This window comes from Gimesia panareensis (genome assembly GCF_007748155.1).
Taxonomy (GTDB): Bacteria; Planctomycetota; Planctomycetia; order Planctomycetales; family Planctomycetaceae; genus Gimesia; species Gimesia panareensis.
In genome coordinates this window covers 3307430-3332182 of the sequence record NZ_CP037421.1, presented here as the reverse complement: position 1 = coordinate 3332182, position 24753 = coordinate 3307430, and the positions used below count along the sequence as shown (strand labels likewise).

22 protein-coding genes and 1 tRNA gene are annotated in these 24753 nt (G+C 49.4%); 17 read left to right on the top strand and 6 right to left on the bottom strand.

The features are described 5' to 3' along the window. Positions 1-10: 10 nt before the first annotated feature. Complete coding sequence (locus tag Enr10x_RS12535) at positions 11-991, bottom strand: zinc-dependent alcohol dehydrogenase (RefSeq protein WP_232093364.1); 981 nt, start codon at positions 989-991, stop codon at positions 11-13. 170 nt (positions 992-1161) lie between these two features. Between Enr10x_RS12535 and Enr10x_RS12530 the strand changes: the two genes are divergently transcribed. Further along, the gene (locus Enr10x_RS12530; RefSeq protein WP_145449499.1) at positions 1162-2196 is read left to right on the top strand and encodes a Gfo/Idh/MocA family protein; all 1035 of its coding nucleotides are present in this window, start codon (positions 1162-1164) and stop codon (positions 2194-2196) included. Between the two features lie 19 nt (positions 2197-2215). On the opposite strand, the gene Enr10x_RS12525 is transcribed toward Enr10x_RS12530, so the two are convergent. Continuing rightward, complete coding sequence (locus Enr10x_RS12525; protein WP_145449496.1) at positions 2216-2713, bottom strand: acetolactate synthase; 498 nt, start codon at positions 2711-2713, stop codon at positions 2216-2218. A 303-nt stretch (positions 2714-3016) separates the two neighbouring features. On the opposite strand from Enr10x_RS12525, the gene Enr10x_RS12520 reads away from it, so the two are divergent. The 10 genes from Enr10x_RS12520 (at position 3017) to Enr10x_RS12475 (ending at position 13319) form a co-directional block, all read left to right on the top strand. Beyond that, positions 3017-3622, top strand: coding sequence for an HAD family hydrolase (locus Enr10x_RS12520; protein ID WP_232093362.1), 606 nt, complete (start codon positions 3017-3019; stop codon positions 3620-3622). A 238-nt stretch (positions 3623-3860) separates the two neighbouring features. Continuing rightward, a complete protein-coding gene (locus Enr10x_RS12515) occupies positions 3861-5603 on the top strand; it encodes a hypothetical protein (RefSeq protein ID WP_145107291.1) in 1743 nt (580 codons plus the stop codon). Further along, a complete protein-coding gene (locus Enr10x_RS12510) occupies positions 5600-6796 on the top strand; it encodes a hypothetical protein (RefSeq protein WP_145449493.1) in 1197 nt (398 codons plus the stop codon). The genes Enr10x_RS12515 and Enr10x_RS12510 overlap by 4 nt, the downstream gene beginning before the upstream one ends. Before the next feature lie 481 nt (positions 6797-7277). After that, complete coding sequence (locus Enr10x_RS12505; RefSeq protein WP_145107295.1) at positions 7278-7601, top strand: Flp family type IVb pilin; 324 nt, start codon at positions 7278-7280, stop codon at positions 7599-7601. A gap of 155 nt (positions 7602-7756) precedes the next feature. Beyond that, the gene (locus Enr10x_RS12500) at positions 7757-8083 is read left to right on the top strand and encodes a hypothetical protein (RefSeq protein ID WP_315851886.1); all 327 of its coding nucleotides are present in this window, start codon (positions 7757-7759) and stop codon (positions 8081-8083) included. 171 nt (positions 8084-8254) lie between these two features. Further along, a complete protein-coding gene (locus Enr10x_RS12495) occupies positions 8255-8608 on the top strand; it encodes a hypothetical protein (RefSeq protein ID WP_145107298.1) in 354 nt (117 codons plus the stop codon). 129 nt (positions 8609-8737) lie between these two features. After that, positions 8738-9736: a Flp pilus assembly protein CpaB gene (gene cpaB / locus Enr10x_RS12490; protein WP_145449490.1), complete on the top strand. Its 999-nt coding sequence runs from the start codon at positions 8738-8740 to the stop codon at positions 9734-9736. Between the two features lie 172 nt (positions 9737-9908). After that, the gene (locus Enr10x_RS12485) at positions 9909-11255 is read left to right on the top strand and encodes a CpaF family protein (protein WP_145449487.1); all 1347 of its coding nucleotides are present in this window, start codon (positions 9909-9911) and stop codon (positions 11253-11255) included. A 57-nt stretch (positions 11256-11312) separates the two neighbouring features. Beyond that, a complete protein-coding gene (locus Enr10x_RS12480) occupies positions 11313-12245 on the top strand; it encodes a type II secretion system F family protein (protein WP_145107304.1) in 933 nt (310 codons plus the stop codon). 60 nt (positions 12246-12305) lie between these two features. After that, positions 12306-13319 (top strand): type II secretion system F family protein, encoded by a 1014-nt coding sequence (locus Enr10x_RS12475; RefSeq protein ID WP_145107306.1) that lies wholly within the window; start codon positions 12306-12308, stop codon positions 13317-13319. Positions 13320-13408: 89 nt separating this feature from the next. Here the strand turns inward: Enr10x_RS12475 and Enr10x_RS12470 are convergent, their stop codons facing one another. Continuing rightward, positions 13409-14554: a sigma 54-interacting transcriptional regulator gene (locus tag Enr10x_RS12470; RefSeq protein ID WP_197997583.1), complete on the bottom strand. Its 1146-nt coding sequence runs from the start codon at positions 14552-14554 to the stop codon at positions 13409-13411. A 1199-nt stretch (positions 14555-15753) separates the two neighbouring features. Here Enr10x_RS12470 and Enr10x_RS12465 point away from each other — a divergent pair. After that, entirely contained in the window at positions 15754-16878 is a 1125-nt protein-coding gene (locus Enr10x_RS12465; RefSeq protein ID WP_145449482.1) for a hypothetical protein, read from the top strand. A gap of 60 nt (positions 16879-16938) precedes the next feature. Here the strand turns inward: Enr10x_RS12465 and Enr10x_RS12460 are convergent. After that, positions 16939-17012 (bottom strand) — tRNA-Cys (locus tag Enr10x_RS12460). A gap of 444 nt (positions 17013-17456) precedes the next feature. On the opposite strand from Enr10x_RS12460, the gene Enr10x_RS12455 reads away from it, so the two are divergent. The 4 genes from Enr10x_RS12455 to Enr10x_RS12440 all read left to right on the top strand — a co-directional run bounded on the left by Enr10x_RS12455 (position 17457) and on the right by Enr10x_RS12440 (position 21409). Then, positions 17457-18278 carry a hypothetical protein gene (locus tag Enr10x_RS12455; RefSeq protein ID WP_145449479.1) on the top strand — a complete coding sequence of 274 codons (822 nt, stop codon included), beginning with the start codon at positions 17457-17459 and terminating at the stop codon, positions 18276-18278. A 105-nt stretch (positions 18279-18383) separates the two neighbouring features. Then, on the top strand, positions 18384-19559 hold the full coding sequence (locus Enr10x_RS12450) for a S1C family serine protease (protein WP_145449476.1): 1176 nt from the start codon (positions 18384-18386) through the stop codon (positions 19557-19559). Between the two features lie 234 nt (positions 19560-19793). Further along, entirely contained in the window at positions 19794-20159 is a 366-nt protein-coding gene (locus tag Enr10x_RS12445) for an STAS domain-containing protein (protein ID WP_232093360.1), read from the top strand. A 686-nt stretch (positions 20160-20845) separates the two neighbouring features. Continuing rightward, positions 20846-21409 (top strand): hypothetical protein, encoded by a 564-nt coding sequence (locus tag Enr10x_RS12440; RefSeq protein ID WP_145449471.1) that lies wholly within the window; start codon positions 20846-20848, stop codon positions 21407-21409. 56 nt (positions 21410-21465) lie between these two features. Here Enr10x_RS12440 and Enr10x_RS12435 read toward each other — a convergent pair whose 3' ends face one another. Continuing rightward, on the bottom strand, positions 21466-22593 hold the full coding sequence (locus Enr10x_RS12435; protein ID WP_197997582.1) for a PQQ-binding-like beta-propeller repeat protein: 1128 nt from the start codon (positions 22591-22593) through the stop codon (positions 21466-21468). A 341-nt stretch (positions 22594-22934) separates the two neighbouring features. Further along, on the bottom strand, positions 22935-23402 hold the full coding sequence (locus tag Enr10x_RS12430; RefSeq protein ID WP_145449465.1) for a RidA family protein: 468 nt from the start codon (positions 23400-23402) through the stop codon (positions 22935-22937). Positions 23403-23771: 369 nt separating this feature from the next. On the opposite strand from Enr10x_RS12430, the gene Enr10x_RS12425 reads away from it, so the two are divergent. Then, the gene (locus Enr10x_RS12425) at positions 23772-24647 is read left to right on the top strand and encodes an endonuclease/exonuclease/phosphatase family protein (RefSeq protein ID WP_197997581.1); all 876 of its coding nucleotides are present in this window, start codon (positions 23772-23774) and stop codon (positions 24645-24647) included. Positions 24648-24753: the final 106 nt, after the last annotated feature.

Sequence of the window (24753 nt, the reverse complement as noted above, 5' to 3'; positions counted from 1 at the left end):
TGTCTTTCAATTATGCCTGCTGTTTCGCAGGAAAATCAACAATGACTTTGATCGCCCCCTCCCGGCGGTCACGGAACAGCTCAAACGCCTGCTGGATTTCTGCTAAGGGGAAACGGTGGGTGATGATCGGGCTGACGTCAATGCGGCCTTCCGAGAGCCATTGCATGGCCAGCGGGAAATCAAGTTCGAAATCCGGGTTCATGCTGGAGTGAATGGTAATGTTTTTGAACACCAGGTCCCGCACGCGAAAATCGTCAATGGTTTCAGGAGGGACGCCAAAGACCAGGATCTGGCCTGCCTGGCGACAGAGGTCGATACACAGGTTGATCTGTTGATCTGCGTGGCCCACTGCTTCGATGACAATATCGGGGAGTTCCCCTCTCAGAATCTCCCGGACTGCGGCGACCGGTTCGATGTCCTTGTTACAGATCGTGGCGGTAGCACCCATGCGGGGACTGACCTTCAGGCGCGATTCGAGCAGGTCAATGCCGATGATCTCGCGAGCGCCCATGTTGCTCAAAGCTGCATTCATGAGCTGGCCCATCGGCCCCTGCCCCACAACGGCGACCGTCTTGTCCAACAGATTGGGAAGTTTTTTGAGAGCAAACAGGGCCGTTCCCAAAGGTTGTGCCATCAGGGCGTGTTCTTCTGGAATATTGGTGGCAATGGGGATCGTACGGGTTTCATCCAGGAGAAAACGTTCGAAAAGTCCCTGTTGCATCACGGGGACCGCCAGGACACGGTCCCCGGCTTTCCAGCGGTTTCCATTGGTGGCAGTGACCGTGCCGATCATCTCATGCAGGGAATGACCGATTTCAATAGGCCATTCGTCGGTGCCATTGAAGTAAGGAAGATCGGATCCACACAGACAGGTCGTCTCCGGTTGGAAGATAATCTGGCCCGGAGCGTCTACAACAGCAGCTGGCAATTCCGGTTCGGGGAGATCGATGAGTTCAAGTTGACCGGGTGCGACGAGGTGGCTTGCTAACAAGGGACTGGTCCTGAAATATGAGAATGCTTCACTACGCAGAATCAAAGATGATTCTGGCGGGGACAAAGCAGAATGGATATATTCATATAAAATATACAATGCGGCCTGAAATGCAAAGTCACTAACCAGGCTGACAGATTTACCCCGGGAGAGTCTGAAGGAGTTTTGGGATGAAACCACAGATTGATGTCGCTGTTTTGACGAATGAGACCGGAGCTCACCTGGGAGCCTACTTCTCTGCCCTGAAGGAAATTGAAGCCGTCAAATCGGTATTCCTGTCAGATCCAGGTGGGAAACAGACGGAGTTTGCACGGAAAGAGCTGGGACCAAAGCTGAGTCAGGTATTTCCCAATGCGAAAACATTGTTTCAGAAAGAAAAACCGGAGCTGGCCCTGGTGACAATGCAGGCCAGCCAGGCTCCCGCGGCGATTGATCTGGCGCTGGAGCACGGTTGTCATGTGTTTGCGGAGAAGCCGGCCTGTTTAAGTGTTTCACAGTTCGAACCCCTGGTTCAGAAGGCGGAGAGCAAGCACCTGAATTTATCGCTGGCCCTGGCGAATCGCACGAATCCGGAGATTCAATACGCTCGCACGTTAATTAGCGAGGGGACGCTTGGAAAAATCTATGGAGTAGAATTGCAGCTGCTGGCCGATCAGACCCGTTTGACCAAGCCGGCTTATCATGAAAGCTGGTATGCACACAAGGATCATGCCGGGGGCGGGTTTCTTTCCTGGCTGGGAATCCACTGGCTGGATCTCTCGATGTACCTGACGGGAGCTTCCATTGCTGAAGTGACTGGATTTACTGCCCAGGCGGGGGGTCAGCCGATTGATGTGGAAGATTCGGCAGCACTCGCATTCCGCTATGATGCCGGTTTTCTGGGAACGCTTACGGCGGGGTACTATCTGAACCGGGGATATCAGTCGATGATCAAAATCTGGGGGAGCAAAGGCTGGCTGGAGATGTTGCCCTTCGAAGATCGACCGCTGGAGTGGAGCGTCAACCATAACGGCAAGCGATATCGCTTTGAGAAGTCACTGGAGCCTCGCGGCTATACTCCGGCGGTCAGAAAAGCAGTATTGGCGGCAGCAGGCGAATCAGAGCCACTACTCTCCAGTCGGGAAAGCCTGCGGATAATTCGAACGATTTACGCTTTTTACGACGCTGCCAGGTCAGGTAAGACACAATCGATCTCTGCAGAGTAAAACTGATTGCCTGAGCGGATCAGAGATACTCGTCGTCATCTTTAAGATCTTTTTCCGTGATGATGCGATGACCCTGCTCGGTCAGAGTTCTGATTCCCAGATCAATATCATCAACACACAAGGCGATGGCGCCCCTGCCGTGTCGGCGATAAAGCAGCGGATAGGTGTAATCAATGTTCACCTCAGCCTGCAGGAGTGAGAGGCAGATACGCATGTAAGGCTGCGTGTCATCCGGGAGTTCCACGCCGATCAGATCTTTTTCAAAGAAGGTATAGCCGGAGAGTTCAAAGATTTCCCGCGCCCGCTCATAGTTATCGAGCACAATGCGGCTCATGGCGACATCAACTGAATCGACGGTGCTGAGCGCGATAATTCGCAGGTCAAACTTTTCCAGAAGTTTCAGCAGTTGATGGAGATAACCGACTCGGTTTTCCATAAACACACAGAATTGCCGCAGGCAGGGCCACTCTTTGTTTGGTTCCCCTGAGGGATAAGAGGATTGATTTTCAAAATCCATCTGATGTTCTCCACGTATTGCGCAAAGCCGGCTTGAGTGCGGGCATGGAAACTGCGCTCGAACCAGAGTTTGTATAGCGACAGGAACCGAGTCGTATTCTGCTCTCATCAAGTTCTTATCTTCAGGCAATTTAAGCAAATTAGCCGAAGCCGTCAATAAGAGGTGCCAGCTCACGTTCCTCGAAATGAGACAGACTCTCCACACAGAGAATTAGATTCCAATTTACGCCTTGTCGAGCGGAGGCCCAGATCATACAACTACGGCTGTTTTACAGCTTTCTGACCTGAAACCCGGAGTCGAACCGTGATTCGAACCTTTCTGTTTGATATGGGAAATGTCCTTGCTTTTTTCTCCCACGATCGGATGTGTGAACAGATGGGGGCGCTTTGTGGGCGATCCCGCGAGGAAATTCAGTCGTTATTGATCGATTCGGGGAAACAATGGGAGTTCGAACGCGGGCAACTGAGCTCTGAGGAGTTCCACCAGTGGTTTGAAGAAGCGGTGGGACAATCCGTCTCGTTTGAGGAACTGGTCCGGGCCGGTTCGGATATTTTTGAGCTGAATGCCTCGATCGTTCCCGTGCTGGATCGACTCAAAGACCGGGGGCACCGGTTAGTACTGCTCTCAAACACCTGTATTTCGCACTTCGACTTTATCTGGAATGAATACGATGTGCTGCAACGCTTTGACGATTTTGCGACCTCTTACAAGGCGGGAGCGATTAAACCTGAGCCCGCGATCTTCGATTATGCACTGGAAAAGATTCAGTGTGCCCCTGCAGAGGCCTTCTACACTGACGACATTCCCCATTATGTGGATGTGGCACGAGGACTGGGGATCCAGGCGGAAGTATTTACAGATACCCCGTCCCTGATTCAGCATCTGTCGGCACGTGGCATTGAGGTCTGAGCAGTTGCCGGAAACAAATCGTTTCTTTGACACTGTTTGCGATTCAATACAGCTGCTTTACAGATTGTTCATCAATTTGACCTGAACAGTTTCGTCGACTTCCTGTCCCTCACTTCTGTTCCCTGCTTTGGAACATTGTTTGCGTATCTATTTCCGTTTCAGCGGATCTGCCCCTCTCGATTCCGGATTTTGATGCGTAATTTCAGAAGTTGAGTTTGTTTCATCAGTGGACGCAAATATGTCGATCGACTCTCACCCCGGCACACTTGAGCCTGAGACTTCTCTCGATAAAAGTCAGTTTTATCGAGAAACGTTCTCTATGGGCTGGTCGCATTTAATTACCTGCCTCTGGTTTGCCTGGCTGTTCTTCTACTTTGGGAACGTGCATATCTTTTATTCCGACATCTGGGGACATGTTTCGTATGGGGACTGGATTCTGGCACATCGTTCGTTGCCACAATACGACCCTTTCCTGTCGCTGGCAGATGGGGTGAAAAGTATCGATGCAGCGTGGTTGTCTCAGATCCTGTTTGCCAAAGTCTATGAGAACTGGGGTGTCCGCGGTTTATCGCATGTCTTTGCTTTGACAGTGTTTACCACCCATGTGTTGTTCTGGTGTGCGTTCTATATCAAAACCGGTCGGGTGGGAGTGAGCACTCTGGGTTCGTTCCTGCTGATTTTGATTGCTTCGAGTCGAATTGCGATTATCCGACCGGAAATATTCGGGACGTTCTGCGTGGCATTGCTGCTGGTGATCATGGCCTGGTCTGAAAAATACGATGCATGGTTGCCTGATCCATCCGATGATGACAATCCGCAGAGAAAGAAAACTCCAGTTCCCCTGCTTTTCAGCCTCTATCTGGGAATTCCCCTGATTTTTCTGGCCTGGGCGAATCTGCATGGTTCGTTTGTGGTGGGACTGGCGATCCTGGGGTTACAGTTTCTGGGCCGCGTGCTGGAAGTCTTCTGGAAGACGAAGAGTCTGGTCCAGGTTTGTACCGATCCCTGGGTGCGTCGCTGGCTGATTGTGACTGAACTTTCCGTCTGCACCGCACTGTTGAATCCTTACCATATGGACCTGTTCCTTAATTCACTGCTCTTCCCGCGTAATCCGAATCTGAAGGATGTGCTGGAATGGGAGCCGCTGGAATTCCGAGATGCGGAAGGGATCTGGTTCTGTATGGCCTGGGTTCTGATGCTGGGGCTCTACCGGCACAGCCGGGAACGCGTGCGGACTGCTGACGTCCTGAGGATCGGTTTGCTCTCCCTGGCTGTGATCGTGGGAGTGCGGATGATTGGCTGGTTCTCAGTTATCTTTGTTTACGCCATGGTCAGTCATCTGGCCAATGTGATTCCCCGGGTGAAGCCGGTTTATCTGAAACCGGGCGCAGGAGAAAAAACAGCAGGCTCATTCTGGGCCAGAAGATCGCTGGTCATGACTTCGATATGTGTCTTGATTCTCTGGTTCGGCTTCGCGTTTTCGAATATCGCGACTCCCCTGTTTGGTGGAAAACCCCGCGATTTAAATAAGATTTACAGCGAAGGGACACCGCGGAAACTGACCGAGTTTCTCAAGGCGCATCCGCCCCAGGGACAGGTTTGGAACCCTCAGTGGTGGGGAGACTGGCTGGTCTGGGATGGTCCCAAAGATATGAAAGTCTTTATGACAACCAATGCTGTTCACCTGGCACCGCCACGTGTCTGGCGGGACTATCTGGGAATTGCCCGTGCCAATCGGGGCTGGCAGTCGGTCGCCGAGAAGTACAACGTTTCGACCTTTATTGTGCATAAGGATAAGCAGGTCGCGTTGGATAAGCAGGTGCGTCTTCTGAAAGGGTTCAAGAATGTTTATGAAGACGATTTGGCAGTGGTCATGTCGTGTGAGCCGGCTCTGATTGCCGCAGCAGAAGCAGAAAAAACAGCGGAAAAAGAGCAGGAAACAGACCAGAAAGCCGCTCCCGAAGGCGAGGAACAGCCATGAGCCCACAGCGTACATCACTACAGAAAAAACTGCGTGTAGCCGGGTTTCTCTGCTTTCATATTCTGATCGTGGGAGCCGCAATTGGCTGGGCAGCTGTTCGCTATCAGGAATGGGAGCAGGCCAGGCAGTTGCCAACCTTGCGGCTGAATCCGTTGACGGTGGCACCGGAATATGACCGTCCCGAGATTGTCTCAGATCAGGACCTCTCAGATGTACTTTCCCGTTTAAGGCCTCAATTCCGCGGGAAACAACCACGGATTAACCATGTCGATCATGCACTGCGGTTCTGGGGGCTGGAAGCGGAATTCGACGATCCCAAATCTCTCTCAGGTATCGAAATGCGGGATATTCTGCTGGACCATCGTCGTTTTGGCCAGGTCTGGGGAGCTAAGACAAAACCACTGCTGGTACGTAATGAAAATGGACTGCGAGCCCGCGTTCAGGAAGGTCTGGAAACATCAAGTCATGAGGATCATACGCTGGCGACTCTGGCAGAAGTCGGGACCCCCGCTGATTACCCGATTGTGCTCGCCCAGGGAGAGACCACACTGGCGGAGATGATCCAGGAATCTCTGAAATCGTTCAGCCTGAATCAGGTTGAATACGAATGGTCGGCACTGGTGTTCGCCCTGTTTCTTGATTCTCCTGAGAGTTGGACTACCTCGGAAGGTCAGCGGATTGATTTTGATGCCATCAGCGAGCGAATCATGCGTCAACAGCCGACCAAAGGGGTCTGCTACGGGAATCACCGACTGCATGCTCTGGTGATGATTCTGCGTGTTGATGAACAAACTCCCATTCTGTCCAAAGAGGGGCGTCAGAAAGTGATTGATTACCTGAAAGGGATTACCGATCGCCTGGTGAAATCTCAGTCAGCGGAAGGATACTGGGACAAAAACTGGGACGGGACAGAACTTGATTTATCGACGGAGCAGAAATTTACCCCCCGTGCCCGCAGAGCTCTGGCGACGGGCCATGCCATGGAGTGGTGGGCGCTGGCCCCTCCCGAGGTGCTTCCTCCTGATGAAACACTCATCAAGGCCGGTCACTGGCTGGTACAGACGATTCAGAAGATGCCGGAATCTGAGATAAAAAGCAGCTTCACCTTCCTCTCACATGCGGGGCGTGCTCTGGCGTTGTGGAGAGGGAAATTCCCGGCACAGGTCGAACTGGTTCCAGTGACAAAAGATTAAACATTTGCGTTCTACTTGAGAGCTTTCTGAATCCTCTGATGAAAGTCACTTCTCTGATGTTTTTACGCAGTTCGTGACTCATGCGCCGGTCTAAAGAAGCATGAATGAGTTGTGCACCACGGGTTACATTCGTGTCTGGTGTGTTAACTAATGTAAACACTTTCTGTAGGTGTATTGCTTCCCAGGTGACGTCTCCCGGTAAATGTCAGGAAAAGTGTCAGAAAATTGGCTGATGCTGATATTAGCGGGTTTAGCGAGAGTAGCTCAAAAATGTGTTGCTGGAAAAATACCTGAAATACGATCTGGTGTAAAAATAAGAAAAATGCGCATGGGTGGTGAAAATGGCACATCGTCTGCTGTCTATCTGCGACGTCTGCGCCGGGCGTATGCAGACTCGTTAATTTACTGGATTGTTAACAGTCGCATGTTCTTGCGATGCATCCAGTAGGCATTAACCATCTGATTAATGTGAGGAGTACGAATGAAGATGTTTCAGCAGTTTTGGAATGATGAAGCTGGTTTCGTCGTTTCAACAGAACTTGTGCTGATCGCTACTGTGTTGGTTCTCGGTATGATTGTCGGGTTGACCACACTGCGTGATCAGGTTATCGCAGAACTCGCAGACGTTGCAGCAGCAATGTCCAACAGCAACCAGAGCTATTCTTACTCTGGGATTACGGGCCACTCTTCCAGTACGTCCGGTTCACTGTTCGACGACAACACAGATTTCTGTGATCAGAACACTGATACCAGCGACACCTTCGTGCACTGCATCTCTATCATTGCAGCGACAACTGGTGAGTAGTCTAACGTTTGCATCTGCCTGAGTTGACGCAACTCAACGGTCAGATGTTTTCTCCCATATCCCATGGGAGGCAGAAATTAGCTCTGTTTCAATTTTTTATCACAATGTTCAAAGGAACTGACCAGATCAGTTCACAAGATACATAAGGAGTTAGAATGAACATGCTTAATAAGTTCTGGAATGATGAGGCAGGTTTTGTTGTCTCGTCTGAACTCGTGTTGATCGGCACAATCCTGGTATTAGGGGTTGTTGTAGGATTGGCCACCGTTCGTGATCAGGTTGTTCAGGAACTGGGTGACCTCGCTTTAGCTATCTCAAACATTAATCAAAGTTACAGCTTTTCTGGTGTAACGGGTCACACTTCCAGCGTTTCTGGTTCACGTTTCGTTGACCAGACCGACTTCTGTGACACCAACACCGATACCGCAGGTGTAGAACCTGCCTGTATCAATGTTGCTATCGCTGCTCCGACTGGCGAATAGTACAGTTGCAGTTTGAGTTTTCAGGCTGGTTCCCGAGGACGCCCCCTCGGGAACTCCCTGAGATTCAGATTTTTCGGGAGTTGGCACAGGATTGGCATCCTAGATGCATAACTTTGTGCAGTGTTTATCTTCATCGAGGAAGTTTCTCTCAAAGTCAGGATAGCAGCAGGAATGAAACTGTTACGTCAATTATGGTCAGATGAATGCGGCAATGTCTCCGCTTTTTCAACGGTTCTGATTATGACAATTCTGGTCATTGGCTTTATTCCGGGAGTGGTCACGATTCGTGATCATGTCGTTCAGGGATTTGGTGACATAGCGGAAGCACTCGTCAGTCTGGATCAGTCATATAGTTTCACAATTAACGGTGTGACCAGTGAATACATCGATACCAACAGCGGCGGTATGGCCAATAACGGCACCCTGGTCGATGAGGGAACTGTTGCACCAGCAGCGATGGATGCAGGCGATGGGTCAGCACCTGCTGCCCTGGATCTGACGATTCCGGCTGCAACGGGAGAGTAGTAATTACAAAATCTGATCAGCATTTGGTCAGCTAAATAGATTGAGACAACGTGTATCACCCCTGCTGGATTCAGGCCGGCATCAGGTGAATTGAAATTTTTTAAAATCGAAGATTTCAGGGAAGTTAACGTGGCAAAAATTAGTCCAGGAACAATGACGGCAGCGATTTTCGCAATTCTCTTAGGCTTGGGCGCGGCTTATACAGTGAGGCAGTTCCTGCACAAGCAGCCTGGCCCTGTTGTGCTGGCAGAGGACCCACCCGCTAAACCACAGCAGGCCTTTATCCCCATTGCCTCCCGGGACCTTGTGCCCGGCCAGACTTTGTCGCTAGATGACATTTCGATTCTGAAAATTGCTCCAGATCAAATCAACAAACGGTTCAAGCCCAACGGACAGCAGAGAATTATGGGGACTGAGTTCATTGTGAACCGCGTCTTGAAATCTCCCATCAAAGCTGGCGAACCATTTTACACCGTCGATCTGTATGCGACGGGAATGGGACCAGGGCTGTCTGAAAACCTTGAGCCGGGTAATCGGGCTGTGACAGTCTCTATTCATAAAATTGGCAATGTAGCCGGTTTCTCTCGCCCCGGAGCTGTGGTTGATGTCCTGTTCCGTTCACATGAAACCGACGGGATTCCAGAAACAACGATTACTCTGCTGGAAAAAGTCCGTGTACTGGCTGTTGGAGAGACTGCAGTACCCGGTCATAAAGTTGGCATGGGAAAGAAAGAATCTGAAGATTATCCGGTTACACTGGAAGTTTCCCCCGAACAGGGAAAAGTACTGAAAGTGGTTGAAGATCATGGGGTCCTGAGTCTGGCCCTGCGGAATCCTAACGAAAATACCGAAGTGGTTTCTGCAGGACGTGCCAGTGATCGACTGACTCTGTCGAATATTCTGGGATTCATCCCGAATCAGCGTGTCTCCAGCATGGATATTTATCGTGGCGGTAGTCTGAATACGGTTCATTTCAAAGGAAACCGTGCTTACAAAAGCCAGAACTGGATCGACGCGATCGAAACACCTGTTGCTTCTGAAGTGATTCCCTCCGGCAAAGCAGCAACAACGATGAAGCAAAGCGAGAAAAAGACTTCAGAGATCTCAACACCAGTCAGTGGTCTTTAAAGTCAGGTAGAAACAGGCATCATCAGCCGGAAGAAAAACCCGGTCTGATTGCCTGGGGCAGTCTGTCTGAGCACCGATTGCAGTCTGGATTCTGATTGTTTACGAAGTCTGTCAGGACGAGCAACCCTGCTGTATCCTGATTTCTTGGGGATATATATCTGTAGGTTACGACATGGAATCACTTCGCACGAAAAAACTGTTTCTGGAACCCGAAAGTTATATTCCGGAGAACAGAGAAGCAGAATTGAACTTTCAAAAACAGAAGGTCCTGATTCATCAGGAACTGGTCGATTCTCTCGATCTGTCGATGCTGGCTCAGATTTCAGAAAAAGAACTTTCTGGTGAAGTTCGAGCCGTTGCTACAGAGATCTGTGACGAACATGCATCGATCCTGGAAGGGATTGATAGAGAACGCCTGCTCGATGAACTGCTGAGTGAAGTATTCGGTCTGGGGCCCCTTGATCAGTTGATGGCTGATTCCAGTATCAGTGATATTCTGGTCAACCACGCTTACGAGATTCATATCGAACGCAATGGCCAGTTACAGGAGTCTGATGTCATCTTCGCTGATAATCAGCATCTGATGCGCATCATCCAGAGAATTGTTTCACGGGTTGGCAGACGTATTGATGAAGTGAATCCGATGGTCGATGCCCGTCTGCCGGACGGTTCCCGTATCAATGCCATCATTCCCCCACTGTCGCTCAACGGCCCTTCATTATCCATTCGCCGTTTCGGGACCGCTCCCCTGGGAATTGATGATCTGATTGAAAAGCAGTCAGTGACACCGGAGATTGTTGATTTTCTGGCTGCTGTTGTGGATTCCCGAATCAGCATGCTCATCTCGGGGGGAACAGGCAGTGGTAAAACAACACTCCTGAATGCATTGTCCAACTTCATTCCCCGTGAGGAACGTCTGATTACCATTGAAGACTCCGCGGAACTGATTTTGCAGCACAAGCATGTCGTTCGCCTCGAAACAAAAAATGATAACACAGAAGGGGTCGGAGAAATTTCCCAGCGGCAACTGGTGAAAAACAGCCTGCGTATGCGTCCGGATCGAATCATCATTGGTGAGGTTCGAGGAGCAGAAGCCCTGGATATGCTGCAGGCGATGAATACTGGTCATGAAGGTTCCATGACAACCATCCATGCCAATGATACCCGGGATGCTCTGGCTCGTCTGGAAATGATGGTTGCCATGAGTGGCTTTGAATTACCTCTTCCTGTGATTCGTCAGTACATTGCCAACGGTATTGGTATCGTGCTTCATGCTTCCCGAATGAAGGGGGGGCAGCGCTGTATCACCCGCGTCTCTGAAATTGTCGCGTTAAATGAACGGGGCGATTATCAGGTAGAAGATATTTTCGGGTTCGAACAGACCGGTGTGGATGAACAAGGGAATGCGACCGGTAATTTTTATGCAACAGGTTATCGACCTGCATGCCTGAAGCGAATGGAGTCTTCCGGGATTAAGCTGAGTGAGCAGATCTTTGAGCAGAAAACGTTCAAAGTCTGATTGGCTCGGTTCCTGAAATGAGAATCTGAGATTCATTCGTAGTGGAGATAGAGGGAAGTGAACAGTTCATCGATTGCTTTATTATGCTTTGTTGCAGTGACGGTAGCTGCTCTGGCTGTCTACCTGATGTTGCGGGACCTGGCCGGAGTATCGAAATCTGAGTCTGGTCGATTTGGTGGACGTCCCCGTTTACGCCGGATTCCCAACGTTTTTGACCAGGAGCCAGCCACCAGTCTCTTGGGAAAGATTGATCAAAGCTTTGACCGACTGATTCTGGAAAATGGATCGGAATTTACTCCCTTCTCCGCGTTTCTGTTTATCGTTGCCTGCGGACTGACAATTGGCGGAACGATTTTCGTGTACACTGATCTGCCTCTGGCCGGTATCGCTGGTATGGTGGCAGGCATGATCGCAGTCCTGATCCTGCTCCACTATCGCAGGAAAAAACGCATGCAGAAAATTCAGGAAGAACTTCCTGAAATGATCGATCTGCTGGCTCGATCAACACACGCTGGAGCGAGCCTGGAACAGGCGATTGCCATCGTTGGCGAAGAGACTAAAGGTCCACTCAGCTATGAATTCAGGAGATGCGCACGTCAGCTGGATATGAACATGTCCATTCCCGCTGTGATGAAATCACTTTCCAGCCGGATTCAACTGATGGATTTAAAGATCCTGACCTCCACGCTGATGCTCTATCGCAAAACCGGTGGAAATTTACCAGCGAACCTGGAACGAATGGCTGATGTGATCCGGGATCGCATCAATTACCGTCGTCAGATGAGAGCTTCCACAGGGGCAGGACGTGCTTCGGCAGTTCTCATGACCGTTGTGGCACCGGTCGCATTTGTCATTTTGCTGGTTGCGTTCCCAGATCATGTTTCCAATCTGTATACAGATCCGATTGGTAACATACTGCTGATGATCGCCTTTGTGTTAGAAGTGATTGGGATTTTCTGGGTCTCTGCCCTGCTGAGAACGGATTATTAAATATAGTTTTCATCTCTGGATGACTGTCGAAATTGCAGATTAAATAGTGAAGAGCCTTCCATGTTTCTAGATCTCGTAACAATCGCGACATTTCTGCTGGTATGCTTCGTTTTCTTCCTGGTGGGAGATGCCGTTGCTGCAGGACATCGCGCGGGAAGAAAAAAAGAATTGAAGCTGGGAGAAAAGTCCAGTGGCTCAACATACTCTGCGTCCCATGTCGGTCCTTTTCGACGGGCGATGGCAGGAGTGATTCCGCAGTCGGATGAGGAAATTAAAAAAATCGAGCTCGACCTGAAGCGGGCGGGTTATTACCGGTCGACTGCGTTAATTGAATATCTGGCCACCCGAAATATTCTGATCGTTCTGGTGTTGATCGGAACCGGAATCGGTTGTGTGCTGGCAGATCCTGGTACCAACTATCCGGAAATTATCCTGGTGGCGGGTTTACTGATTGCGGGAAGTGGCTACGGTCTGCCCCGTATTGTGCTGCATAATCAGGCCAGTCGCCGAGTGAATCGAATTCAAAAGGGATTACCGGATGCGCTGGACCTGGTCATGATGTGTCTGACCGGCGGCGTACCTTTGCGTACAGCCCTGCAGCGGGTCACTGAGGAAGTTCGTTATTCTCATCCGGATATTGCAGTGGAATTTGACATTATTCGACGTCATGCCGATGCGAATTCCATGGCGGATGCCTTAAAGCAGTTTGCCAGACGAATTGATGCCCCGGATGTGAATACTCTGTCCCTGATGATTTCTCAGACCGAAAGACTGGGGACCAATGTCTCAACAGCGTTGATTGATTTCGCCGATGGTATTCGGCGGAAGTACCGTCAGCGGGCAGAAGAGCATTCCAGTAAAACCAGTATCAAGCTGCTGTTTCCGGTTATTTTCTGTATGGCACCGCCGATTTATATTCTGTTTTTTGCACCCGCGGTGCTCGAGCTGCGAAGCTTTCTGATTCGTGAACACCGCCCCGGCGGGATTCTGGAGCCGACTACATACGGGGAAACAATCAGCACCACATCACAAACGCTCCTCAACGAAAACTCTCCTGGTGGGAACAATCAGTAAAGCGATTGAGTTCGTTCTCAAGTGTGGTTTCTGATCGATTGAGCTGACTGCGGTTAACTTCCTGCAACAGAATCAGGAAAGGGGCAGGCTCAACTTTCGGTTTGCAGTCTGCTCTGTGCTTTGGGCTTATTGGTTTCGAGCATGCCGTATTTCCGCATTTTCTTGTACAGACCAACCCGACTGATTCCCAGGGCTTTTGCAGTGGCCGTTTTTCGGAAACCATTTTCAGACAGTGATTTGAGCAGCAGATGTTTTTCGCTGATCGCGACTTGATCTGCCAGGGTCTGTTTCTCTTTCACAGCTCCATTGTTTGGCAGGCTTACCAGCTGATCTTCCTGGAACAGATTGGGAGAAAACTCATGCGTTGTCAACTCGCCATTGTTCGAGAATAGAACTGCACGTTGGATCTGGTTTTTGAGCTCTCTTAAGTTACCGGGCCAGCTGTATTGTTTGAGCAGGTCCAGGACTTTGCGATGGATTTTTGTGATCTCGATAGAATGCTGCTGACAGCATTCCTGAATAAATTGCAGAGAAAGTGGAATGATGTCGTTTGGCCGCTCCCTCAGGGCCGGCAGGCGAAATTGAAGTACGTTCAATCGGTAGTAGAGGTCTGAGCGGAACTTATTGTTCCGTGTCAGTTCATCGAGCTCCACGTTCGCGGCGACAATCAGCCTCGCTTCCGAGACTCGGGATTCTGTAGAACCCACGGGCTCGAACTGACCGGTTTCAATTACCTTCAGCAGTTTGGCCTGATCTTTGGGGGATAGAATATCGATTTCATCTAACAGTAATGTCCCCTTGCCTGCTGCTTCGAAACGACCGACTTTTGATCGTTCGGCTCCCGTGAATGAACCACGCAAATGACCAAACAACTCGCTTTCAATCAAATCCGAGGGGAGTGCTCCACAGGCGATATTTTGAAAAGGCTCTTCACTTCTGGGGGAGAGCTCGTGAATCATCGATGCCAGTGTGGTTTTCCCGGTTCCAGTTTCTCCGATCAATAAAAGAGTGACGTTATGCCTGGCAATTTTAGATATCTGATCGACGATTGGGATCATTTCCGGAGTATAGGTGGTCACGTGCATTTTATGATCGAAGATCTTACGTGATTCGGGAATGGTCTCAGGAGTTTTTTTCGGTTCAACTTTTGATAGTTCGTCAGCCAGGGCATTAAGTTCTTCGGGAACAGGTGGGTATTCCAGCCAGGCGTCGGTGATAAAATTAGCAGTCTCCACGTATTCAAGTGGAAGGAACTGGTCTAAGACTGTGACGATCTGCACAGGAAATTCGCAGATTTCTCTCAGATAAGACAGCACAGAACTGCGTTCATCAGACTCAGAGGGGAGATTGTGAGACCGCAAATCAAGGTAGATCGTTGCTGGAGCAGATGGCTGAATCGAATCTATCAATTCAGGCAATGACTTTACCACGGTCACCTGACTGTTGATCTGCTGGAGTAATCGTGGCTTGAGAACAGATACAAATTCGGAGTCGAAAGTATAAATAATCCCCAGAGGTGGCATCACAGCTCCTTTTGTTCTCTCTATAAAGGATCCGGACTGTGATTAGATGAACGGCCCGGATTCAGCGAGTTTTTTGCAATCGTAGAGCAAAGCAACTCGTTTAACTGTTAATATAGCAGTGCTTGAGGTGTTTGGGTGGAATATATCAATTGCGATGTTGAAATCACGATAACAAATGTTATCACCAAAATCAAATATGTAATCTCGGGGAAATAGGAGTTATTTACGGTTAGGCTAGGTTGATTTAGATTCGAAAGAGAATCAGGAGAAATGAAGGCGTAACCCTAATTGATATAGTGCTTTATGGGATGGTATTTGTGTCTGTGTTTTTTCGGAGAGTCATTTATTTTTTGAGGAATAATTTGAAAAATCACATTTCGACTGAAATAATTCTGTGCCAGGATGGTCATCTGGAGCTCTGTGCTGGTCTAGTTACTCCTGTCGTACCAGTTCGAATGTAACTGACAGAAATACATCTCAATCTCATTGCAGGGCCGGTTGTTGATTTAGGAATCAGGAGTCAAGAACTGGTCGATAAACAGGATTAAGGAGAAGTTTGTTGTCAACAGCACGGATCGCTCTGAATAAATCTGGCAGACCAAACTGAGCTGCTTTCTTCTAGTATGGCGATTCTTTTTCCGATGAATGATCGAACTCATTTCTTGCTCAGCTGCGCCATCCTGGTGTTGGTAATCAGCCTGGCACTGCGTCCGCAGTTAACTGAACTTCCTCCACAGATTTCTGTTCAGGAATCGAACATCCCGCAGGAGCCATCTCTTAACAGCATTCAGCAATTTCTGGAAATTGAAGAGGGACTGACAATGGTTTCAATGGAACCTGCCCTGCCAGATCAGCCAGAAATCAAAAAAAACAGGCTCCATCTCAATCGGGACAGGCGGGAATTTATCCCGATGAATGTCGTGCCGCTTCAGGCAAAGACGAACAGGAAACCGGCAACGCAAACCAGCGCAGTGTCGGCACAAAAGCCTCAAATCACCACCCCTCAGGCGAGACAGATTTCATCCCGTGAGAATCGACAGTTAGAGCAGTTTGATTCAAATGCCAGTAGCTTGATCGATCAGAGTCAGGACTCGTTCTCTCGAGGTTTGTTATCTCTGTCAGACTATCAGTTGGCATTGAATATCGCATACCAGTCAAAAATCGATGTTGGTGAAATTCGTGGCGCAAAAGGTGCGAAGATCGGGCAACTGACGGCAAAACAGGCTTTACTTGAACAAGCAGTAGATCAACTGAAAATGCTCAATCAGCCTGCGGCACACCGGTGGTATGGTGATCTGCTTCATTCCCGGTTGATGCTGGCGCAAAATCAATATGAGATTGCCGCAGCTTCTGATAATCAGTACCAGAAGGGATTGGCATTGCGTGAGATCAACCGTCTCTCAGAACAGTATTATTCGGTTCGCAGGCAGGAACTCCAGGTGGGAGAAGCCGATCTGAACGAATATCGCCGTGCTGCGAGGTCTATTTTTGTTGCGAATCTGGAAACGAATTCATTTCAGCATAGTCAGCAGAACGACCTTTCGAACCTGGCTGATTTTACACGTCAACTCGAGGGAATTCAAAAAGCCGTCGAGACGCTGGCTGAACGGGGAGCCGGTCTGGGAAGAAAAGATCTGGTTGAACTTTCACAGGCGCAACTCTCCTTTATTCAGGGTAATTATTACCGTCAGAAAAAAGATGATCGCAGAAGCCGAGCGATGTTCGAGCAAAGTCAACAGCATGCGAAAGCGGCCTGGGAAGTCAGAATGAATACTTACTACCCGAACGGCACCGCCACGCTGCATGAACTGACTTCTGCCTGGATCATGTGGAGGTCTGCGGAGACCGAACTAAACAAATCAGACATATCTTCATCCGTGAAACCGGATCGAGAGCTGACCGCGGGGCTGGATCGTATGCTCAATCTGACCAGCCAGATCGAGGATCGCAGAGGTCGCATGGCCAGCGATATCTCTCTGGTCAATTGTCTGAAAGACTCCGAACTGCTGACCGAATTGAAGAAAAAGTCTGAATAGACTCTATCAATCCAGGTCCAGACGTAAAAAAAGCCTCTCGAAAGAGAGGCGATTCAAAAGAGGCGCCGCCCGGATTCGAACCGGGGAATAACGGATTTGCAATCCGCCGCCTTAGACCACTTGGCTACGGCGCCTTAACTATTGTGTTTTTCAACCAATAAACTCTTGTCTCAGCAGAGCTTACAGAGTCTAAGTGATTTAATCAACAGAAGCGATAGAATCATTATTCGACGATTTCTCAGACGAATTTGACCGAATCGTAATAACCGATCGCAGTTAGGTCAAGCAAACCGGGAAAGATCCGAATTTTTTTTATATCTCACCCATTTTAACATCACCCAAATCCGGTTCTTATTGCGACCGTTGATAAACTTTAGGGCAGCCCTCTCCCGCGATCATCGCTTCTGCCAAACGAAGTTCGTCAGCTTGGTGGTATTCTTAACAGTTTCCGTGTAGCATCAGGAATGCGTTTGAACGCTTCAATATCTTGAAACAGTTCAGCCGGAAATGGTTCATGATCTTTCGATTGTTTTCCGGCAAGCAACTACCAGTTCTTAGAAGAAAACCAGCAGAGAAATATGACAGAACATACTGATTCGACCGCAAAACTAACAGAAGAACAACTGATTGACCGTGCCCGGGAAGCTCTGAGTGACAGCAGCTGGGTTATCGGTGAGTGTGCTGCTCAATGGACAAAAAAATATGCCAAGGGAAGGACCGACGCGGATTTTGGGGCGATGGTCGGGCTGAGCGGAGACCAGATCTACCAGCGACGTCGGGTCTGGGAAACGTTTGGCGATGTCAAAGATCAGTATGCGCACCTCAAATGGTCTCACTACTATATCGCCCTGACCTGGGATGACGCTCCGGAGTGTCTGCAATGGGCTGAAGAAAATCAGGCGACTGCTGCCGAGCTGAAAGCCTGGCGGAGGGCTGTGAACGGTGAAGATCTCTCCATTTCGGAACCGTTTGAAGAATACCCGACTGATTCAGAAGTCACCTTTGTTTCTGATGAGCCGATCTCCGTGAAAGATCCTTCTGAATATGATCAACTGGAACGGAGTGGTCTGGAGCCGGGATCAAGGGAGCAGTCGGAGGCAGCCGCGACTGTGGCCGGCCACGCGCGGGACATGGGAGGCTCCGGAAATGAGTACAGCCCGTTTCGTTCAGGTGCAGCCTCTCCCGCTCCTAAAGGATCCGGTTCGGAAACTGCAGTTGTTGCCAAGCCGGAGATTACTCCTGAACAGGCAGTGAAACGCATCTGTTCCGCGGTAGAACGCTGTCACAAAATGCTGACTCCAGAAGTGCAGTCTGCCTTTTCTGACCTGTCTCCTAAGCTGAAGAAACGTTTTATCAAAGCGATCAGTGAGCTCAATTCCGCAGCCGCCAAGTTGCAGTAACAGGTATCTGTTTCCGATTTCATTGCGATGTTCTCGGTGAATTTTATAGAATAGGGAAAGCGATACCTGCAACTCCACTTCTTGTTTGTAGATGAATAACAGGTCATGCCTTCAGAACATCCGTCACAGCCATGGGGACATTCATCCGGAAAATCCTCGCTGATTCAGAAATGGTTGATTCTTATACTGATCATCGTGAATGTCTTCATGACAATCATGCTGTTGCAGCGCTATTTCGGTCAGCCTGATTTTCGGGTTCCCATGCCGACTGACCTGACTCAGTCAGAGTTGAGAATCATCGAACTGTTCCGTGAATCTTCTCCTTCGGTCGTGCATATCCGCACGGCTGACTTTTCCTCGCCCATGGATCAGTTCAGTATGAATCCCCAAACCCCCCGCCAGGGGTCCGGAAGTGGTTTCATCTGGGACCGTGAGGGGCACATTGTAACCAATTTTCATGTCATCCAGAAAGCAGATGAATACATGGTTACTCTGGCGGATAATTCAAACTGGATTGCTAAGCACGTTGGGAGTGCTCCCTCAAAAGATCTGGCAGTACTGAAAATCGAAGCGCCCCGCGATCGGTTGAAGCCGATCAAAAGAGGGTATTCCGCTGATCTTCAGGTCGGACAGACTGTGCTGGCGATTGGCAATCCTTTTGGTCTGGATCAGACCCTGACGACCGGCATTATCAGCGGTCTGGGACGTGAGATCATCTCGGTGACCGGAAGATCTATCCGCAATGTCATCCAGACTGACGCAGCTATTAACCCAGGTAATTCAGGAGGCCCACTCCTGGACAGTTCAGGGAGATTGATTGGAGTCAATACTGCAATCTACAGTTCATCACATGTCTATGCTGGCATCGGTTATGCCGTGCCCGTTGATCTCGTGATTCGATTTGTTCCTCAACTGATTCAGTATCACTCGATACAGACTCCCAGTTTGAATTTCCTGGGAGTAGATGATTTCGTGATCCACAAACTCAAAATTAATCACATGCTCCCCAGTGATGTTTCAGGGGTCATGGTTCAGGCTGTCATGCCAGGAGGAGCAGCTGATCTGGCAGGTCTGAAGGAGCTCAGACTCGACGAAGCCGGAAACCTCATTTTGGGAGACTTGATCATGCAGCTTGATGAAATGCCCATTACCAATACAAACTCATTACTGGACGCTTTGGAAATGCGTAAGGTTGGAGATGAAGTTCAACTGATGGTGCTGCGGAATAATAAAAAAATCAAACTGAAGGCCCGTCTCCAGGATTGGAGAAACGAACAATAGCTGCCTGATCAGGTCGAGGGTCTTACTGGGATGATACTGGGGGAGTTACGAGAGGCGAGGAGTGTTGGTAAATATTCACTTGGAATAGACTTGCGCCAATAGATCTTGCTCTGAGAAATGGATTTCTTGGTTGACACGTTACTGATTTGGATTACTATGTGTAGGTTACATTGATGCTCGATTGAATCCTCAATTCGGGCTTTCACCAACGATGGTTTTGTTGACAGCTTAATTATGCCTGCAGATTACCCACCGGAAATAGTCAAAGAAGGTCAGGTCACCGTTGTGGCTTTGGGGCCGGAGTACGAAAATCTGGACGAGCCAAGACTGGATGCCTTGACGGATGTGTTATTGCAGGTTGCTGAAACTGCCACACCACCTGTGGTGGTTCTGGATCTGTCACATACCTCTTTCTTCGGCTCTGCTTTCATTGAGGTCATTTTCCGGATGTGGAATCGACTCAATCATCGTGAGGGAGGGAAGTTCTGTATCTGTGGTTTGAGTGAATACTGTACGGAAGTGCTGGAGGTGACTCACCTGGATCAGTTGTGGGAAACTTTTCCGGACCGTGCCTCTGCCCTGAGTGCTCTGAATTCCTGAGCGAGCCTCATTCCGATTGACTCTCTGCTCGACTCTTTTTCTGCCGAATTCTGTTTGCTTTGTATCTGAAAGTTAACACTTTGAGTTAGCATTGCTAATCAGTGTTAATATCCCGGCCTGCGATACTGTCGTCCGCATCAGGGGGGGCGTGTTGATACAAGTGCCTAAATTTCTGTTATTTATGGAAGTTATCTTCCATTTCGACCAGATCCCACCCAGAACGAAAAAATCAGGATATTTGGTACAGGTTATGCTTTGAGTTTGATAGAGGAATTTCTATCTGAACTTCATGAAAGGGCATCCTGTGTTAAAATTGATCCGGACACAAACCAAGCGATGGAAACGAAAAGTCCGTGGTTCTGTTTTCGTAGAGTACCTGTTATTGTTGACGATCATTGGTATCGGTGCTCTGGCTGGTTTAAATACCTTACGTTATGCCCTCCACAGTGAGCTGTTGGATCTGGCGAATGCAATTAACGCGATCAACTCCCCCTGATCGATCACGAACTACTGAATATCGAATAGCCTGTGTTTGAAACACAGGCTTTTTTTATGGACCATTTTCTGAATGATTTGCTTTAATTGGTAAAAAGATTGAAATAAAAGGAATGGATTGAATATAATAATTTCGATGAATAAACAGCTTGAGGCTGTTTTGTGATTTTAACCAGAGATGAGGCAGACCGATGAAACGACTTTCCATATTGGCTGTGGTGATGGGATTGTTCTATATCACGATGGTGGGGTTTAGTTCTGCAGAACAGAAACCCAAGGCAGATGTGAAGACTGCGACAGCACAATCGAAGGCACCAGAGGAAAAAGACACCGATTATTCAGATCTGGATCGAGATGATTTGAAAGAAGGTCTCACGCGTGCTTTCTACGATGCACTGATGGATGCCAAAAATGATATTGAAGACTCAGATAATGAGGGGCTCAGTGGTCGGGATGAAATCGTCGGCAGCGATGGTAAAAAAAGAACCGTTTTCCAGGAGGCCCGCAGGACGATCTTTCAGGCAGATCAGATCCTGGCTCGCGTAAAGGCTGAGAATAAACAAGCATTGGCCAAGTTGCGTAATCCACCTCGCCGCGTTCTGCCCGGTCAAAAACCGCTACCGAAAGCCAACAGTGCCCGGAATGATCAGAATATCAAACAACAGATCGAAGTGCAGAAAAAAAAGGTTGCACAGGAACAGCTGAAATTACAACAGCTGCAAAAAGCTCAAGAGACGCAGACTGCTGGAAAATAGCCAGTTTCACCAGTGAATTTTCAGATAGCCGTGAGGAGGCAATCGTTTTCTCGCGGCTATTTTTGTTGCAGATCGAGACAGAGAATTCTTTTTTCATCTCGCAGATAAAGTCGACCATTTGCGAGAGCCGGGTTTGCCCAGGCTTTGAATTCCAGTAAGCCTGTCAGCTTTCCTTTTTCGCGATACTCAGTTGGATTCGCTTCTACCAGAACGAGAGTCCCCTGCTCCGTCAGGCAGATCAGGTGATCCTGAGCAGCGATTTGCGTGCATTTTCCCACTCTACGGCTCATCCACTGTACCTCTCCCCGTTGGAGATCGAGGCAGCGATAGGTGACTGTCGCCAGATCACCATGCGGACCATAGATAAAGCCATCCTTGATGATGCTGGTGGCGAACTGATTTTGCAGTGAAAGATTTTTCCAGCGCGAGATCGGGCGCAGTTCCTCATTTTGCTGAGTGAGTGCAAACCGCATGCAGCCTGTGCCATAGGCTGAAGAGATAAACAGTGAGTCATCATTCCAGACCGGGGTCGCGCAGTTACAGTTGTATTTATTCCCCCAGACCACTCGCCAGAGCAGACTTCCCTCTTTCGGATTGAGTGACAGGATCGACTGTCCGGTAGGGACGATGAGCTGTCTCTGATTTTCAGCTTCAATCACGATCGGCGAAGCATAGCCCGGCGGGTCGTTCCCGCTTGACCAGACCAGCTTACCAGTGTCTTTATTCACAGCGATTACCGAATTATTGGCCGACCCACCCGGCTGGACGATCACCAGGTCCCCTTCAATCAGAGGAGAGGCAGACATCCCCCAATAATAAATGGTTTTCTGCTCCTGTCGTGGCGCGCCACTGACCTGAAAGATATTGATTTTCCATCGAATACGACCAGTGTCGGCTGTCAGACAAAGCAGGTCGCCAGCTGGCAGCAGGCAGAAAAGCTTTCCCTCGTGCCAGGTGGGAGTTGATCGAGGACCGCGGGCCTGGCGCTGGTGATCCAAATAGGTTGGTGCGGCTCGTGTCGACCAGAGTTTTTTCCCGGACAGTGCGTCCAGACAAACAACATAGTCGTGGTTCAGATGCGTCGCCATGGTCCAGAGCCGCCCGTTGGCAATGACCATCGAGGAATAGCCGCCTCCCAGCGGTTCCCGCCATAAAACAGCGGGCTTATGCTCGTTCCAGTTCACATTGAGACCAGTTTCCTGGGAAATACCGTTCCGCAGATTCCCCAGAAAAGAGGTCCAGCTCCCCTGCTCTGCTGTTTCAGAATCCTGCTTGACAGCCCTGTTCTGTGCCTGATTCCCCTTATTCGTTGCAGTACCTGGTGAGATTTTGGGCAGTTGGGCGGGGACAACGTCTGTAAAGGCGAGTGTCCATAATAGAACGAAAAAAGCCCACAGCGGGAATCTGGGCTGGGGGCATGAAGAATTAGAAACAATCTGGCAGGCAGTTCGGGGCATTTTGCTCAATCCATTTGACAATCGCGCTGAACTAAGATGAGAAGACTCAACTGGTGTTTGAGGGAAATTTATTCGATTTCCACCCAGAGTGCCAGTTGGACTGCCGCGTTCAAAGGCATTTCGGAGATACCCAGGGCAACACGCGTATGTTTCCCTTTATCACCAAAGATATCAGTTAATAACTGAGAGGCGGCATTCAGTACAAATGGCTGCCGGTCAAACCCGGGGGCAGAATGGACGTATCCTTCCAGCCGGATGATCTGTTTGACTTTGGAGAGTTCTCCTGTCACGGCTTTCACTTGAGCCAGAGCGTTCATCAGGCACAGGCAGGCGGCATTGGAACCATCGTCCTCATGCAGGTGGTCCGGCCCGATCTTTCCTTTAAACATCAGTTCTGAGCCAATAAACGGGAGTTGTCCACTTGTAACAATCACATTTCCAAACTGGGTGACAGGAATGTATGATCCTACTGCCTGGGGGGGAGTTGGCAGGGTCTGGTCCAGTTCCTGAATACGTTCTTCCGGGGTCTGACTCATGTTGAAAAAATCCCTCTGGTAGATAAAGGTCGAAGTTAACATGTCACGATACATGAGAAGTACGGTGATAATAACATATTTCCCGGGGTCGCATCCAGAATCAGATTTGCAGAAACGATCGTTTTCTTCTCAGATCTTTTCCACGTTTGTGGGGAACAGTGAGCCATTATGAATTCTGAACAAGCCGCGGGGTTGACCGGGACGGACCCGGATTCAGGAGACCATTCCAGGTTCAAGCTTCCACACCGTAAGTGGTCATGGATCATTAAGCCACTGGCCACACTGCTCTCAATCGGTTGGGTTTTATCCGTCCTTGTGAGGCTGACAGTTCGAGACTCGGGAGGAACTGTTTCCACGCTGATTTTTTACATGTCTCCCCTGATATTGTTGAGTGTCGGGGCAGCGTTCCTTTCCGGGCTGACGATTTGGATCCGCTGGTACCGTGTTGCTTTGATCTGGCTGATCTTGAGTCTGTTGACCGGTCTCTGGTGCTATCAAAAGCAGTTTCAAACGCATGCCACTTCGGCTCAGGCACTGGATAATAATCTGGTTCCGATACGGGTACTTTTCTGGAATGTAGGAGATCGTCTCTGGAGCATCAAGAATATGGTGCAGGAAGTCAAACGGATTGATGCTGATGTGGTTGCCTTCGTAGAGGCCGAATCCTACACCCAGGAGAATCAGGATTTCTGGAAGAAGACGTTTCCGGAATATAAGTGCCAGACGGGGAAAGCTGGCTTCGTTCTGTTATCAAGGATGCAGTGCCTCTCCAGTGATTCGGGTAGCCTGGGCCGGATGGGACGCTATTTGAAAATATCACTGGTACCAGAGGGGGGGCCATCATTTACTTCAGATGTTCCGAAGATGATGACCGCCTGGCTGGTCGATATCAACAGCGATGTTTTCAGATCGCGAAAACAAGCATTGCAATTACTGGCAGATCAGGTTCAGGAAAACGGTGAGAAGCCTGCTCTGGTCCTGGGCGATTTCAATACTCCAGGAGATTCTGTCCATTTTGAGCCTCTACGAAAACAGTGTCGAAATACGTTTGAAGCGGCCGGTGATGGCTATAACGCTACCTGGCCCCTGCCCCTGCCTGTACTTGACCTGGATGGAATCTGGGTCAATTCGTTTTGGCAGGTACGTTCTTGTGAAAACCGCTGGACCTGGTATACGGATCATCGTCCGGTCGTCGCTGAACTGCTCCTGAAATCGGGGCAGCCACAGGGGCCATCATCCGATTGAAACAGTCCCTTTCTTCGGTCTTTTCTGCTCTCAGCAGAAAAGACAGGCATTCGTAGACAAATCAGGTTTCCTGCTTCATCCCGTGAATTAATCTCAGTATAATCAA